Annotated in this window: 13 protein-coding genes and 1 riboswitch; of the genes, 11 read left to right on the forward strand and 2 right to left on the reverse strand. The window is 61.7% G+C overall.

Annotation, left to right across the window (positions count from 1 at the left end; all coding sequences use genetic code 11):
- Positions 1 to 87 precede the first annotated feature (87 nt).
- The 8 genes from bamE to metH all read left to right on the forward strand — a co-directional run bounded on the left by bamE (position 88) and on the right by metH (position 13,188).
- Positions 88 to 576, forward strand: a complete 489-nt coding sequence (gene bamE / locus AC22G6_RS00545; protein ID WP_108972370.1) for an outer membrane protein assembly factor BamE domain-containing protein — start codon at positions 88 to 90, stop codon at positions 574 to 576.
- A 4-nt stretch (positions 577 to 580) separates the two neighbouring features.
- A complete protein-coding gene (locus AC22G6_RS00550) occupies positions 581 to 1,198 on the forward strand; it encodes a hypothetical protein (RefSeq protein ID WP_108972371.1) in 618 nt (205 codons plus the stop codon).
- 136 nt (positions 1,199 to 1,334) lie between these two features.
- Positions 1,335 to 3,983, forward strand: coding sequence for a type VI secretion system Vgr family protein (locus AC22G6_RS00555; RefSeq protein WP_487365158.1), 2,649 nt, complete (start codon positions 1,335 to 1,337; stop codon positions 3,981 to 3,983).
- 12 nt (positions 3,984 to 3,995) lie between these two features.
- Positions 3,996 to 6,161: a T6SS effector phospholipase Tle3 domain-containing protein gene (locus tag AC22G6_RS00560; protein ID WP_487365159.1), complete on the forward strand. Its 2,166-nt coding sequence runs from the start codon at positions 3,996 to 3,998 to the stop codon at positions 6,159 to 6,161.
- Entirely contained in the window at positions 6,158 to 7,639 is a 1,482-nt protein-coding gene (locus AC22G6_RS00565; RefSeq protein WP_487365160.1) for a hypothetical protein, read from the forward strand. Before AC22G6_RS00560 ends, AC22G6_RS00565 begins: the two co-directional genes overlap by 4 nt.
- Positions 7,640 to 8,421: 782 nt before the next feature.
- Positions 8,422 to 9,024, forward strand: a complete 603-nt coding sequence (locus AC22G6_RS00570) for a hypothetical protein (RefSeq protein WP_487365161.1) — start codon at positions 8,422 to 8,424, stop codon at positions 9,022 to 9,024.
- A 16-nt stretch (positions 9,025 to 9,040) separates the two neighbouring features.
- Complete coding sequence (locus AC22G6_RS00575; RefSeq protein ID WP_487365162.1) at positions 9,041 to 9,307, forward strand: PAAR domain-containing protein; 267 nt, start codon at positions 9,041 to 9,043, stop codon at positions 9,305 to 9,307.
- Between the two features lie 44 nt (positions 9,308 to 9,351).
- Positions 9,352 to 9,424, forward strand: a riboswitch (S-adenosyl-L-homocysteine riboswitch).
- Positions 9,425 to 9,501: 77 nt separating this feature from the next.
- Positions 9,502 to 13,188 carry a methionine synthase gene (metH, locus tag AC22G6_RS00580; protein ID WP_487365163.1) on the forward strand — a complete coding sequence of 1,229 codons (3,687 nt, stop codon included), beginning with the start codon at positions 9,502 to 9,504 and terminating at the stop codon, positions 13,186 to 13,188.
- 87 nt (positions 13,189 to 13,275) lie between these two features.
- Here metH and AC22G6_RS00585 read toward each other — a convergent pair whose 3' ends face one another.
- Together AC22G6_RS00585 and AC22G6_RS00590 are read right to left on the reverse strand one after the other, a co-directional pair.
- Positions 13,276 to 13,599, reverse strand: a complete 324-nt coding sequence (locus AC22G6_RS00585; protein ID WP_487365164.1) for a hypothetical protein — start codon at positions 13,597 to 13,599, stop codon at positions 13,276 to 13,278.
- Positions 13,574 to 14,062, reverse strand: coding sequence for a phage integrase N-terminal SAM-like domain-containing protein (locus AC22G6_RS00590; RefSeq protein WP_487365165.1), 489 nt, complete (start codon positions 14,060 to 14,062; stop codon positions 13,574 to 13,576). Before AC22G6_RS00590 ends, AC22G6_RS00585 begins: the two co-directional genes overlap by 26 nt.
- A gap of 214 nt (positions 14,063 to 14,276) precedes the next feature.
- On the opposite strand from AC22G6_RS00590, the gene AC22G6_RS00595 reads away from it, so the two are divergent.
- From AC22G6_RS00595 to AC22G6_RS00605, 3 genes are all read left to right on the forward strand, one after another.
- Entirely contained in the window at positions 14,277 to 14,624 is a 348-nt protein-coding gene (locus AC22G6_RS00595; protein WP_487365166.1) for a hypothetical protein, read from the forward strand.
- 125 nt (positions 14,625 to 14,749) lie between these two features.
- Positions 14,750 to 15,400, forward strand: coding sequence for a DUF5343 domain-containing protein (locus AC22G6_RS00600; protein ID WP_487365167.1), 651 nt, complete (start codon positions 14,750 to 14,752; stop codon positions 15,398 to 15,400).
- Positions 15,397 to 15,972: a Swt1 family HEPN domain-containing protein gene (locus AC22G6_RS00605; RefSeq protein WP_487365168.1), complete on the forward strand. Its 576-nt coding sequence runs from the start codon at positions 15,397 to 15,399 to the stop codon at positions 15,970 to 15,972. The genes AC22G6_RS00600 and AC22G6_RS00605 overlap by 4 nt, the downstream gene beginning before the upstream one ends.
- The last annotated feature ends 41 nt before the right edge of the window (positions 15,973 to 16,013 follow it).

Here is a 16,013-nt window from a genome sequence, read left to right on the forward strand (position 1 = left end):
AATCGACACTGTCCGGGCGTTGCAAAACACACCGGGAACAGTGATTCTAGCCCATGCCCAAAATTGGGGCACGATCGGGGAGAACGGATGAAGCGCTTTTTGTCGATGCTGTGTGCGCTGCTGGCAAGTCTCGGTATTACCGCCTGTGACTATCTGAACGTGCGCGAGCTCAAGCCCGGTGTGTCCACCGCGGCAGAGGTGCGCGAGCGCTTTGGCCCGCCGCAGCAGGAGTGGCATAACGACGATGGTTCGGTGACCTGGGAGTACTCGCGTCAGCCGGAAGGGGCGGAGTGCTACATGATCACCATCGGCACTGACAGCATCCTGCGTGAGATCGATCAGCGCATCAACGAGCAGACCTTTGCCCGCATCGAGCGTGGCATGACTGGCGACGACGTTCGACGGTTGCTGGGCAGGCCGGCATCCAGCCAGTTCTTCCAGCTGAAACAGCATACCGTCTGGGAGTGGCTCATGGAGCGCAGCACCACCGTCAATGAAGCGGCCTATTTCACCGTTTCCTTCAATAACGAAGGCCGGGTCGTCGAGACCGGCCGCTATTCCAAACCCAAGCGCTGACGCCATGGACTCCGGGCTGTCCTCCATCGTGCGCAAAGCGGTTCGTGCCCTGCTGCTGGTCGGCATGGTGTTTCTGGCGGGCTGCGCGGCGTTCGAGCCGCCACGTCCGTTCACGACCGAGGCAGAGGCGCTGGCGGCGCGCGGCGAGCCGAGCAGGCGGTGGCAGAACGACGACACCACAACCACGCTGGAATACGCCACTCAGCCCTATGGGCACAGTTGTTTGATGATTCAGGTGGACCCGGGCGGCATCGTGTTGCGCCAATGGGATGCGCTGAGCGACGACAACCTGGCGCGTGTGCGCAAGGGCATGAGTCCGGACGAGGTCTCGCGCCTGCTCGGTCAGCATCGCTCGGAGCAGACCTTCCCGCTGTCGGGCGAAACCGTCTGGGACTGGAACATCCGCAACTACGGCCCGGGCATCGCCACGCTGTTCAATGTGCATTTCATGGATGGCAAGGTGTTGCGCACCAGCCAGTCCTATGTGTATCCACCCGAGTACGGCGTATTCGCCCCCTGGGGCGTGCGTCCCTTTGGCTATCCCTTCGCCGATCCGTTCTATCGCGGCTTTCCGCCACCGCGCCGACGCCTCCCGCCGCCCCTGCCACCACTCAAGCGCTGACCGCCCGCCGCAGCGCCTGATTCTGCCGCTGCATACAACCGGCAGACGCACGCCTGCGAATATGCAAAATGGGTTTGCTGGCCGCTTAACCTTTGTTACAATCGGCCCGAACTAATGCTATTGGTATTCTTCGGCCATGACCTCCTCGCTGTCGGGTGTGCTTGCTGCGCTGTTTCCCTATTCGGATCACGCACGCCTGCTTTCCCTGCAACTCGATGACGGCGACCCGGCCGGCGACCAGCTTGTCGTGCAGCGTCTGCGCGGCCGCGAGGCGCTCTCCGAATGTCCTGCATTTGATCTGGACTGTCTGGCCCTGAATGCGAACATCGAGGCCAAGGCGCTGCTGGGGCGCCGGGCCAGCGTGCGCCTGAGCGAGGGCGTGGGCTTTGGCGCAGCACGCTGGTTCAACGGCATCGTGACCGCGGTCGCACCGGGTGAAGCCGATGGCGGGCGGCGCCGTTACCGCCTCACCTTGCGCCCCGCATTTGCCTTGCTGGACGTGGCGCGTAGCGCGTGGATTCATTTCGAACGCAGCGTGCCCGACATCATCGACGCCGAGCTTTCGCGCTGGCAGGCCGGCATGGCCGATCTCCAGTGGCGTTTCGATCTGCTCAGTACCTATCCCGTTCGCAGCTACACCGCGCTCTATGCCGAGTCTCCGCTTGCGTTCATCGAACGGCTCTGCGCCGAGGAAGGCATCGGCTACCGCTTCGAACATCCATCGCCTGAAGACGCGCCCGTTGGCACCACGATTCTCGTCTTTTTCGACGACTCGTCGTCCTTGCCGATGAACCCACAGGCGCTCACCCGCTTTCATGCGGCCGATACCATGGGCGAAGAGGGGGCGATCGACCGCTGGACGAGCGCGCGCGCCATCGTCCCGGGTGCCACCGCGATGACGAGCTGGGAGTACAAGGACACACGGGTGCTCGCAGCAACTGTGCCGACCACCCACCAGCACGGTGCCGCAAGCGCACTGGCCTCCACGCTTGAGGATTTCGCGCCGCAATCGCAGTACTACGGCGCAGGGGCAGCCGATCTCGAGCGTTATGCGCGATTGCGTATCGAGGCGTTCGAAGCGCAGGCGAAGGTCTTCGACGGGGCCGGCTCGGTCAGGTCTTTTGCCCCAGGTACGGCGACCGAGATCGACGGCCATTTCGACGATGCCGATGCCGGGTCGAAGGATGCGCGCTGCTATCTGCTGCTGTCGGTCGAGCACGACGCCTGCAACAACCTTCCGTCCGATTTCGCCGGCGAGCCTGCCGTGCGCGGGCTTGAACCGGGTTACCGCAACCGCTTTACCGCGATGCGTCAGTCGGTTGTGTGGCGCCCCGCGTTCGACAGCACACATCACGCGAAACCCGTCGCGCGCGGATTGCAGACCGCCCAGGTGGTCGGCGCCGAGGGGCGCGAGATCGACGTCGACGAGTATGGCCGGGTACTGGTGCAGTTTCACTGGGATCGCGAGCAGCGCAACACCTGCCGTCTGCGGGTCGCCAACGCGCTGTCCGGCAGCGGCTGGGGCATGCAGACCCTGCCACGGGTGGGGCAAGAGGTGCTGGTCGATTTCATCGAAGGCGACATCGACCGTCCCATGGTCATCGGTGCCGTCCATAACGGGCGCCACATGCCACCTCGCTTCTCCGGTGAAGGCAGCCTGCCCGCAAACCACGCCTTGTCCGGCATCCAGACACGGGAGTTCGGCGGCGGGCGTGGGTATGGCGAACTGCTGTTTGACGATACGGGCGGACAACTCCGCACCAAGCTCTCGTCAGAACACGCGAGCACGCAACTCAATCAGGGCTGGCTGTGCACGCCGCGCGCCGAGGGCCAGGCCGAACCGCGTGGCGAGGGCTTCGAACTTCGCTCCGACGCCGCGGGTTCGGTGCGAGGAGCCAAGGGGCTGTTGCTCACAGCGTTTGGCCGCCTGCGCGCGAGCGGTGCCCAGCTCTCGCGCGAAGAAACCGCAAGCCTGATGGACGAATGCCTGCAGCTGTTCCGTCAGCTTGGCGACTATGCGCAACGTCACGAGGGCGGGGCAACCGAGCCCGGCCCGCACGCAAAGCTGAACGACGACTTCAAGCAATGGGAAAACGGCTCAAATACCGCGACCGGCGGGGCCGGGGGCGGTTCGCCGCTGATTGCGGTCACGGCGCCGGCGGGTGTGCATGTCAGTTCGCCCCGCAGCGTTGTCACCCATGCAGGCAGCACCGTCGACACCGTCGCGCTCCAGCACCTGCAGTTCGCCAGCGGCGAACGCACCACGCTCAACGCAGGGCAGGGCATGTCACTGTTCGCGCAGTCGGGCGGCATCAAGCTTATTGCGCACCAGGGCAAACTGCAGTTGCAGTCGCAGCACGACGACACCCGGATCAGTGCGGCGAAGGATCTCAAGCTCGCAGCCAGCGGCGGTCAGCTGCACGGCATGGCGGCAGACGAAATCCTGTTCTCGGTGGCGGGTGGTGCCTACATCAAGCTCGCCGGCGGAAATGTCGAGATCGGCGCGCCCGGTACCGTGCGCGTGCGTGCCGCCAGTCACGACTGGTCCGGCCCGGCGTCGATGTCCAGTGATCTCCCACGCTTCGGCGCCGAAGACCTTGGCCGCACCCCCGTCCTGGTCCGCCCAACCGACGGCGCGCCGGTGGAGGGGCAGCACTTCGAGATCGAGCGACCGGATGGCTCGGTCCTCAAGGGCACAACCGACAGCCAGGGGCGCACTGCCACCGTCAATGGCAGCAGCTTCGAACGTCTCGTCACCCGCTTCTTCCCTTCCGATCCGAGTTGAGTGCCGGCGCTCATGAGTTTCCATCCACCCACATCAGTCCTGTCCGATACCCGCTTCCCGCTTTGCATCGGTGAGTGCATCACACTGCCTGACCAATCGGTCCGTGAGTTTCTGACGCAGTTGCCTCTGCCGGGCGTCGTCATCTTCGTGCACGGAGTGAACTCCGATGGCGAGTGGTTTGACTCTGCAGAAGAAGGGCTGTGCAAGGGGCTCAACAACCGTCTTGCGCGAAACAGCGCGCAGATGAAATACGACGGGGTTGAGGCTGGGGAACTCACGCCGGTTCTCTATACGGATGAAATCGATTCCGAGGGCTTTCTGGTTCGTGGGCGAAACGACAAGAACTTCATTGACCCGGCGCCTCATTTTTCCCCGGTCATCCGTTTCCGGTGGGGCTACAAGGCCGACATGGAGTCGGTCAAGGAATGGGGCGACAAGGTCTGGCTCAACGAGCATGACTACTGGGGCGGTGGGCCGTTTGCCAACGGCTGCACCTCGCTCGCAGACCTGTGGAGCGAGGGGCTGTACGACCGGCTCTTCTTCTGGATCACGGCGCAACACCTCAATCCGGTGCCGGGGCGCGATGCCTACAGCTGTCCGCATCGTGCCTACTACGTGCATGCCGCGCTGCGCCTGGCCAAGCTCATCGCATCGATCCGCAGGAAACAAGCGGATTGCCCGGTCACCGTGGTCTGCCACAGCCAGGGCAACATGATCGGCATGGCCGCAGCTTTCCTGGGGGAGACGACAGGGGCGGTGGCCGATACCTATGTGCTGGCCAACCCACCGTACAGCCTGGAAGCATTCAACGGGTTTGACGACTTCAGCCAGCGCTACACGCAAAATGCCAACGGCGAGTACGGGCGCCAGACTGGCAAGGCGCGCGTCCAGACGCTCAAGTCCTTCTTCGACATCATCCGTAGCCGTCAGACCTGCACGCAGCCACCCGAGACCATCGATCGGTCCATGGCCAACGAGACACCTCAGGACGGTAGCGCGGGCTTCACCGCCGAGACGGACCTCGTCTGCTATGGGCTGAACGGCAGCACGTACGGTCGGGTTACCCTCTACTGCAACCCCCACGACCAGGTCATCTCGGCGAGCACCGTCAAAGGCATCGGCTGGCTCGGTTTGAGCAGTGAGCAGATCGCGCAGACAGGGGGTGCAAGCGTGTTCAGCCAACGGGTGTTTGCACAGGGTTGGAAGGTGGGTGAGCTGGGCACCTACGACTATTGGGAACATCGAAAGGAGCTCAATGCCGAACGCAACGCGTCAGGTGCCGGGTTCTGGTTTCCCGCCTCCAAGACCGCCCGCTACTCCGTTGAATCTGGGCTTAGATCAAGCCAGAGCGTGGCCGGCAAAGTCGGCACCGTGGCCGGTGCCCCACTGGCATGGCTTGTAACCAGCATGGCAGACCCGCCCATCAATGCCGATCCACCCCGTCCATGGACAATCCCCGTAGAAGCGCCCCCGCTGCCCGAACCATTCATCCCACAATCGCGGCGTTACGGTGAGGACTCGGATGCCTTTGACGAAGAACACGATCCCGAAGCCGCCGCGCGGAATGCATCCAGGACGAGCCTCAAGTCGGACGACCCCTACGATAGCTTCTCGACACCTCTCGATGAAAACGGGCAGGAAAAGGCGGCGCCCCGTGGGTCGGAGCAGACCGAAGCCGAGTTGCGCTACGCGCACCGTGCCCGATTGCGCATGGAAGCGAGGCGCGAGAAGCTGGCTGCTGCCGATGGCAGCGTGCCCGGCGAAGCCGGCCCCGACGCTGGCGAGTCGAAGGAGATGTCAGACGACTACCGCAAGTGGCGCACCGAAAGGATCAGCCAGTTCCTGACCGAAACGATCGACCAGAACGCCACTGACCACTCCACCACCATGACCCACCCGATGCATGCGGAGAAAGCGCTGGCCTATGACGTGGCGGTGGGGGTATGTCGGCTGACGCAGGAGGACTGGACTGAGCTTCGAATTGAGGCGGATTGGCGGTACTCGAAAAAGCTCGAGCGGAATAATCCAAGTCGCGCCCTCTCTGAATACTTTCTCACTGGCAAGATGAATGGATGCCCACTTCAAACATGGGCCGAAAACGGTGATGCCCGGAGACCCGAGAAGATCATCGATGAACGTACTCACCCCAGAGCTGACCCACTGGAGTCGCGCACATGATGGGTATGAAGATGACTCAACTGCCCCAAAGGATCGCGCTGAGTTTCGTGGTTTTCTTTTTCTGTCTTGTGCTTGTTACTTGGGGCGCGCAATACATCGAGCACAAGTACGGAACGGATTTTCTCTCTCAATATTCCGACCTGGAGATTCTTGTGCGCCTGTTTACGATTCCTGTACTCATTGCAACCACGTTCTTTTACTTGGCCGGCTGTTCGACCAATAGGCCAACGGCGCCGGCGGCCATGCGTGAGAGCGCTGAGGCGGCAACGCAACCATTTCGCGCACAGGTCGTGGGTGTTCAATGGATGAATCCGCTAGTGTGGAACGACTACCCAACACAGTGGAATCTGCTTTGGACTCTAGGCTTGGCGTTATCAAATAGAAACGATGTTCAGGTGAAGGCAAATCCGCAGAAATATCGGATGGTTCAACCTGTCGCATCAATCGTGTCAAATGTCAATCTGCGAAAGACCTTTGAGGACTTTTACTTCTTTTACACAGAAGAAATCTTTCTCCCTTTCAGAAATCGATATGCGAGCAATCCCACCTATTTCTACACGGTTCAGCCAAAGTCACCGAAGCAATGGAGGGAACTGGCGGGAATTCATATCGAGTTGGCTTTGCCCGATAGGTCGGACTTGAATCTGGAGAGTGCAAGGTCGATCATGCGGGAGACCATCACCTCCCAATTCGAGATCGGGGGGGCTCCGTCAATCTCCAGCCGCAGTACTCCGCCCGATATTCGTATAACAGCAGGAAACGCGAACGCGGGCTTCACTTCGCTCTCTGCAGCGCTCGACTATCTTGAGTCGCATCCGACTGAGTCCGTCTGGACAATGAACTGGGATGCGCCCGAGTTTCCGCTCGACGAGCGCATGAGCGAGAACTTCACGCTACTGATCCTCGCCGGCCCGAACTTCGACACCGAACGCGAGCCCCTTGCCTGGATCGGCCGCCCCGCAACACGCAACGCGAAGGACTTCGAAGTACAGTCTGGTCAGCCCCGACTGGTACAGGCGTGGCGGGCAGCAATCGACGAGGCCGCCAGCAACGCGGGTCGGCCACTCACCGATGTCGGCTACCTGATCCACGATGCAGGCAAGGCGAGCGACGCCGCCGGCAAGCGAATCGCAACGCTGGGTCAGGCGCTGGGCGAACCGTTGCCCGAATTCGACATCCTCAAACAAGGCTTCAACAACACCGCGTTGATGGGAGATACCGGTGCCGGCACGGCGCTGACCAACGTCGCCCTGGCCATTGCCTACGCACATCACAAAGGCACGCCGGTGCTGGTGGCAGGCACGGCGGAGAAAGACACGGCGGCGGCCGTAGTCGTGACACCACCCGCCCGCGCCCGTGAGATCGACCCCTCCAAAGACTGGTTCCGCGCCCGCGGCGGACGCGACGCCTACCTGCCGTGGTGGGGGCTGAGGCGGGATGTTGATTGGTCGCGCTACAGGCAGGGGTATTCGGAATGAGTGCCGTCGCCAGAATTCATCGAATGCCGTTCGCACCCTCGGTATTGCGGGGTCGTGTGATACAGCGATTGGGAATGCTTGGGACCATCTGCGTTGCGCTTCTTAGTCTCGCCGCCTGCTCTACGAACGCTACGAAGGCCTCGGGAAGCACTCTTGAAAGTGTTGATGCGGTAACGCAACCATTTCGCGCTCAGGTCGTCGGTCTGCAGTGGTTAAATCCGTTGGTCCGTCGTGACTACCCAACCGAGTGGCAGCTGCTATGGACTTTACGGTTAGCCGCACCGAACGGGGGTGACTATAAGGTCAAGACGAAGTCCCAGAAATTCACCACGGTTCAACCCGTTGCCTCAATCGTTTCAACGTGGGATGGTCGAGTCACTTTCACGCGATTTCTGGGCGGATACGTACGTGAAGTCCTCATCCCGTTCCGCCACCGCTACGCAGCAAGTTCGACCTATTTCTATACGGCGCAGCCCGAGTCGCAGAAGCAGTGGCGAGAACTTGCGGGAATTCACATTGAGCTCGCCATCCCCGATCGACCGGATCTTGACCCGCCAGAGGCTGCCAGCATTTTGGGGAAAGCCATCGTTTCACATTTCGGAATTGGAGGACGTCCTTCAATCTCCAGTCGTAGTACTCCGCCCGATGTTCGCGTCTCGGCAGGCAACTCAAACATTGGTTTTACTTCCCTTTCTGCTGCGCTCGAGTATCTCCAGTCTCACCCAAGTGAAACCGTCTGGGCTATGACCTGGGATGCGCCAGAGCACCCCCGCGATGAACGGATGAGCGAGAACATTGCGATTTTGATCCTCGCAGGCCCGAACTACGACACCGAGCGCGAGCCCCTTGCCTGGATCGGCCGCCCCGCAACACGCAACGCTAAGGACTTCGAAGTCCAGTCCGGTCAGCCCCGACTGGTACAGGCGTGGCGGGCAGCAATCGACGAGGCCGCCTACAACGCCGGTCGGCCACTCACCGATGTCGGCTACCTGATCCACGATGCAGGCAAGGCGAGCGACGCCGCCGGCAAGCGACTCGCAACGCTGGGGCAGGCGCTGGGCGAGCCGTTGCCCGAATTCGACATCCTCAAACAAGGCTTCAACAACACCGCGCTGATGGGCGACACGGGGGCCGGCACGGCGCTGACCAATGTCGCGCTGGCCATCGCCTACGCACACCACAAGGGCACGCCGGTGCTGGTGGCGGGGACGGCGGAGGCAGATACCGCTGCGGCTGTTGTCGTAACGCCACCCGCCCGCGCTCGCGTGCTTGATCCCTCGAAAGACTGGTTCCGCGCCCGCGGTGAGCGCAATGCCTATCTGCCGTGGTGGGGGTTGAGGCGGGATGTAGATTGGTCGCGCTACATGCAGGGGTATTCGGAATGAAGAAGGGGGCACAAGCATGCGCGGTGTGATTCGGCTGGGCGACCCGACCACTCACGGCGGGCGGGTGGTGAGTACTGGCGCGAGATCGGTGGTCATGGGGCGCACGGTGGCGGTGCTTGGCGACCGCTGTGTGTGTCCGCGCAAGGGACATGGCAACTGCGTGATTGTCGAGGGCGATCCGGACGTGTTGCTGGACGGAAAGCCGGTGGCTTTTGACGGGCACCGGACAAGTTGCGGTGCGCAGTTGATGTCGACGGTGCCGCAAAGTGGACGAGGGGACTGATTTGCGGCTCGACAGCAGCGGCAAAATCCCCGTAAAATCCGCGTCTTGCCAAGGAGCGTTGCGACCCGGAATCTAGCCGGGCCAGGCTTGGCAACTGAACAACGGCGCTCGCAAACCAATCAGCCGGGTTTGCCGCGCCGTTTATTTTTGGCCGCGCTACCCGCTGTGCATTAACCGCAGATCGAGGTAGAACCATGCAAGCCGACCGCTCCGACGAAATTCGCCAGCAACTCGCCCAACGCATCCTGATTCTGGATGGCGCCATGGGCACGATGATCCAGCAATACAAGCTGGGCGAGGCGGATTACCGCGGCACGCGCTTCCTCGACCATCCGCGCGACCTCAAGGGCAACAACGACCTGCTGGTGCTCACCCGCCCGGACGTGGTCAGCGAAATCCACCGCGCCTATCTCGACGCCGGCGCCGACATCATCGAAACCTGCTCCTTCAACGCCACCAAGGTGTCGCAGGCGGAGTACGGCCTTGCCGACCTGGCCTACGAGATCAACGTCGCCAGCGCCCGCCTGGTGCGCGAACTGTGCGACGAATTCACCGCGAAGAACCCGGCCAAGCCGCGTTACTGTGCCGGCGTGCTCGGGCCGACCTCGCGCACGCTGTCGATCTCGCCCGACGTCAACGACCCCGGCTACCGCAACATCAGCTTCGACGCGCTGGTCGACGACTACTACGACGCGGCCAAAGGGCAGATGGAAGGCGGCGCCGACCTGCTGCTGATCGAAACCATCTTCGACACGCTCAATGCCAAGGCCGCGGTCTTTGCCATCGAAAAGCTGTTCGACGACCTCGGCCGTCGTCTGCCGGTGATGATCTCCGGCACCATTACCGACGCCTCCGGCCGCACCCTGTCGGGCCAGACCGCCGAGGCTTTCTGGAACTCGCTCGCCCATGCGCGGCCGATTTCCTTCGGGCTGAACTGTGCGCTCGGGGCCAAGGAGCTGCGCGCCTACGTCGACGAGCTGTCCACTGTGTGCGACACCTTCGTCTCCGCCCACCCCAACGCCGGCCTGCCCAACCCGCTCGCGCCCACCGGTTACGACGAAACCCCCGAGCAGCTCGCCACCGCGGTGGTCGAGTGGGCACAGTCGGGGCTGGTGAACATCCTCGGCGGCTGTTGCGGCACCACGCCTGCGCACATCGCTGCCATTGCTCAGGCCGTGGCCAAGCTGCCGCCGCGCGTCGTGCCCGAGATCGAGAAGAAGATGCGTCTGTCGGGCCTCGAGCCCTTCAACGTCAGCGCCGACAGCCTGTTTGTGAACGTCGGCGAGCGCACCAACGTGACCGGCTCCAAGGCCTTCGCCCGCATGATTCTCGAAGGCCGCTTCGACGACGCGCTCGCGGTTGCCCGCCAGCAGGTGGAGAACGGCGCCCAGATCATCGACATCAACATGGACGAAGCCATGCTCGATTCGATGGCCGCCATGGAGCGCTTCCTCAAGCTCATCGCCACCGAGCCGGACATCTCGCGCGTGCCCATCATGCTCGACTCGTCCAAGTGGGACGTGATCGAGGCCGGCCTGAAGTGCATCCAGGGCAAGGGCGTGGTCAACTCCATCTCGATGAAGGAGGGCGAGGAGAGCTTCCTGCGCCAGGCCAAGCTGGCCCGCCGTTACGGCGCCGCCGTGATCGTGATGGCCTTCGACGAGAAGGGCCAGGCCGACACCTACGCGCGCAAGATCGAGATCTGCGAACGCGCCTACAAGCTGCTCACCGGCATCGGCTTCCCGCCGGAAGACATCGTCTTCGACCCCAACATCTTCGCCATCGCCACCGGTATCGAAGAGCACGACAACTACGCGGTCGACTTCATCCAGAGCGTGGCCTGGATCAAGCACAACCTGCCGCACGCCAAGACCTCGGGCGGCGTATCCAACGTGTCCTTCTCCTTCCGCGGCAACGACCCGGTGCGCGAGGCCATCCACACCGTCTTCCTTTACCACGCGGTGAAGGCGGGCCTTACGATGGGCATCGTCAACGCCGGCATGCTCGGCGTGTACGACGACCTCGATCCCGCCCTGCGCGAAACGGTCGAGGACGTGGTGCTCAACCGCAAGCCCGGTGCGGGCGAGGCGCTGGTCGAGATCGCGCAGTCGGTCAAAGGTCAGGTCAAGGACAAGGGGCCGGATCTCGCCTGGCGCGAATGGGATGTCGAAAAGCGCCTGTCGCACGCGCTGGTCAAGGGCATCACCGAATTCGTCGTGGCCGACACTGAAGAGGTGCGCGCCAAACTCGAAGCCGCAGGCAAGCCGCCGCTGGCTGTGATCGAAGGCCCGCTGATGGCCGGCATGGACGTGGTTGGCGACCTCTTCGGCGCGGGCAAGATGTTCCTGCCGCAGGTGGTGAAATCCGCCCGCGTCATGAAGCAGGCCGTCGCCCACCTCATCCCCTACATCGAAGCGGAAAAGCTGCGCACCGGCTCCACCAGCAAGGGCCGCATCGTCATCGCCACGGTGAAGGGCGATGTGCACGACATCGGCAAGAACATCGTCGGCGTCGTGCTCGGCTGCAACGGCTATGAAGTGATCGACCTCGGCGTGATGGTGCCGACCGAGAAGATCCTCAACGCCGCGCGCGAACACGGCGCCCAGGCCATCGGCCTGTCCGGCCTCATCACGCCGTCACTGGAAGAAATGAGCCACGTCGCCGCCGAAATGCAGCGCCAGGGCTTCGACGTGCCGCTGCTCATCGGCGGTGCCACCACCAGCCGCGCCCACACCGCCATCAAGATCGCGCCGCACTACGGGCAGCCGGTGGTCTATGTGCCCGACGCCTCGCGCGCGGTCGGCGTGGTCACCGCGTTGCTGTCAGAGGGCGGCGCGGCCGAGTTCAAATCCCAGCTCGCCGCCGACTACGACAAGCTGCGCGCCCAGCACGCCAACAAGAAGGGTGTGCAACTGGTCAGCCTCGAGGCAGCGCGCGCCAACGCCTTCAACCCGCTGGCCGACGCCGCCTATGTGCCGGATGAGCCCAACACACTGGGCGTGGTGGCGCTCGACGTCGATCTGGCCGAGTTGCGCGAGTACATCGACTGGGCGCCCTTCTTCCAGGCCTGGGATCTGGCGGGCAGCTTCCCGAAGATTCTCGATGACGAGATCGTGGGCGAAACCGCGCGCGAAGTGTTTGCCGACGGCCAGGCCATGCTGGAGGACATCATCGCCGGGCAGTGGGTGCAGGCGCGGGCCGTGTTCGGCCTTTTCCCCGCCAACAGCGTGGGCGACGACATCGAGCTCTATGCCGACGAATCCCGCGACGCGGCGGTGATGACCTGGTTCGGCCTGCGCCAGCAGCACGAACGTCCCGCCGGCAAGCCGCACTGGTGTCTGGCCGATTTCGTTGCCCCCAAGGCCAGCGGTGTGCGCGACTGGTGCGGCGCCTTCGCGGTCACGGCCGGTCTGGGGATCGAGCACAAGCTGGCCGAATTCGAGGCCGCTCACGACGACTACCGCGCCATCATGCTCAAGAGCCTGGCCGACCGTCTCGCCGAAGCCACTGCCGAATGGCTGCACGAGCGTGTGCGCAAGGAATACTGGGGATATGCCCCGGACGAAGCGCTGGACAACACCGCGCTGGTCAAGGAGCAATACCGCGGCATCCGCCCCGCGCCCGGCTACCCTGCGTGCCCGGATCACACCGTCAAGGCGGCCGTGTTCCAGCTGCTCGACGTGCCCGCCAACACCGGCATGGGGCTCACCGAGTCCATGGCCATGACCCCCGCAGCAGCCGTATCCGGCTTCTACTTCGCCCACCCCGAAAGCCACTACTTCGCGATCAGCAAGATCGGTTCGGATCAGGTGGCCGACTGGGCAAAGCGCACCGGTATGAGCCTGACGGAAGCGGAGCGCTGGCTGGCACCGCTGCTTTGAGGTGAGACGGCGGCATCCAGGCTGGATGGCGCCGTCAGCACTAAGGCGGGGCGTAGCCTGCCTCGCGCTGGTGGCGAATCGCGAGAATCAGTCGCGCCAAGACTTGTCCTCTGGGCGGGAAGGCGCTTTTTTGTCTGCGCGCGCCCGGATGTAGGCATTGACCTCGTCCGCAGCGTAGCCCTTGCCGGATGCCAGGGTTTCGGCTCTCGACGCAAGTGCATCGGCAACAAACGCGGCCCGCCTCTCTACGGCCAGTGCGGTGGCCCGGATCGCCTCAACCATGAATGCGTGTGGCGTGATCCCCTGATGCATTGCAGCGGATACCGCAAGCTGTTTTATGTCGTCGGGCAATTTTAGTGAAGTTGTGCCCATCTGCGCTCTCCCGCTAAATTTGGCGTCGGTCAAAATCAAGCTCCTTCACCCGCAACCGCAGCGCCTCCATCAGGCGCATTCCGGTACCGTAGAGCAAGCGCGCCAGATCGCCCTCGGTGTCCTCCATCGCCGACAGCAAGCGCGTCACCTCGGTCCGCGACAGCACCATCGGAACGCGCTCGCGCTGCTTCGGACGGCCAATCTCCTTCAGCCAGGGTAGATCAATACGGAGCACTTCCCGGTAAAGAAAAAGCAGCGCGGACAATGCCTGGGTATGGGTCGATGGAGCAACCTGCCGGTCATTAGCCAGCCATGCAAGAAAGTGCTCGACCTCGACTGTCCCCAGCTCACCCGGATGGCGGAGCCCATGGTGACGAATGAATGCACGAACCCAATGGACATAAGCCTGTTCGGTTCGTATGCTGCAGTGCTTGTAGCGGATGCGTTCGCGTAGTTGATCGAGCAAGCGGGGCGGGGGAGTCGATACGTTGTTGGACTGCATGACGGCTTTGTCTGCTGTGTAAGTGCTGTATGTAAAAACAGTATAGCAGGGAGGTGATGATTTCAATGACAAATGAGCATGACAGATCGCTGGCCTTACGCAGCGCGTTTCCAACTTACACAGCAGATTTGCTGTCTACAACACGTTAGACGTCCTTTTAGTGCATCAGACCATGACCGACGGAACTACATCTTGCCCCTATTGCAAATGCACATTGAGCGAGCGTCGTCTGAATGCTCATATGTCAAAAAGGTGCCCCAAGTCTCCTACCTTGATTCAGGAACAGATCGAGGCAAGAGTTGAAGCATTCACGCTAGATAAAAAGAAGCGCACGGTACTGATTCGTTCTCGCCTCGAGCGACTCTATCGTGACCTAAACAGCGATACCGCAATCCCAGATGATGTTGAGCTATCCAGGGTATTCAAAGCGTTTTACACAATGTATGTCTGGGACGGAACTGGAAGGAAAGCCCCCTACAAACCAATAGTCGATGGCGAATCGTCGGTCTCTATTCATGCAGTAAGCGGTGGCTTGCCAAGTCTTGGAAAACACGCAAAGTGAATACTATGTCTAACACTACGGTCGAAGCGCGGCTACGCCGCTGGGACGCCGTGCCGGCGGGGCCGGCCCGTCGCCCCTCACCTTCACGTTAGCCCGCCCAATAACCCATCCTTGGAGCTCTCTCTATGGCTTTACCTGACAGTTACACTCTGAAGACCGGCTCGCTCCAAGCCTACTTTGAGGCGATGCTCGACGCGCAACCACCGGAACGCTTTTCCGTTAAGTTCCTTGAGAATCTTGGATTCACATCCACAAATGACCGGCTGTTCATCGGCATTCTGAAGGATTTGGGATTTCTCAATCGAGACGGAACGCCACAGCAACGCTACTTCGATTTTCTGGATCGAAGCAGGTCTTGGCAGGTACTCGCGGACGGAATACGAGAGGCATATGCCGACCTATTTGCGGTAAACATCAAGGCTAATGAGTTCTCAATCCAAGACGCGAAGAACAAGCTTCGCACGCTCTATTCCGGCAAGAAGACAGACCTTGTAATCGGTAATATCGCCAAGACATTTCGCGCGCTTTGCGACTGTGCCGACTTCTCCGGTACACCTCATGTCCGCCAAGAACTTCGCTCCTCCGAAGAACCTGCGGGCGAAGCTCAGCCCGACCAAGTATCTGTTTCTCGGCAACAGCATGACGAAGCGCCTCCGCCATCGGGAAAGATCAGGGTTTCCGGCCTTCAGTACCACATCAACATCGTGTTGCCTGAAACGCGTGACCAAGCCGTGTTCGATGCCATATTCAAGTCACTTCGCGACCATCTGGGATGAAAGACATCGACCTCTACTCATTCGTGTATCGGGGCGTTCTCACCGAAGAAGCGCTTGATCGTGCAGGCCGTCGCCGCCGCAACCACTTCGGCACGGAAGAGGCTAGATCAACTCAGAAGTCACTGTCCTATGAATTTCTGGATACAGATCTTCTTGCCGAGGCGCAACGAATGTCTGTCGTTTACGCAGCGATACACGCATTCGAGAACGCCGTGCGCCAAATGGTTACGAAAGCGATGGCGGAAGCCCACACTGAGAGTTGGTGGGAAAAGGTTCCTGAGCGTATCAGGAAGACTTCAAAGAGCCGAATGGAGGAGGATGCCAAGTTTCGTTGGCACGGCGCCCGCGGCGCCACAGAGATCAACTACTGCGACTTTAGCGACCTGTCATCCATCATCGTGACGAACTGGCCTGTCTTTGATGACCTCTTGGGCAACATGGAGTGGGCGAAGGCAACCTTGAATACGCTTGAGAAGAGCCGCAACATCGTCATGCATGGAGGAAGCCTTGCCAAAGAAGACGTAGAGAGAATCGGAATGAATATCCGTGACTGGATACGACAGGCGGGCTAACCCATCAATCGAGCGGACCTCGCGCATAAAGCCGCGCGAGG

Source organism: Parazoarcus sp. PS-13 R2A, from assembly GCF_057621855.1.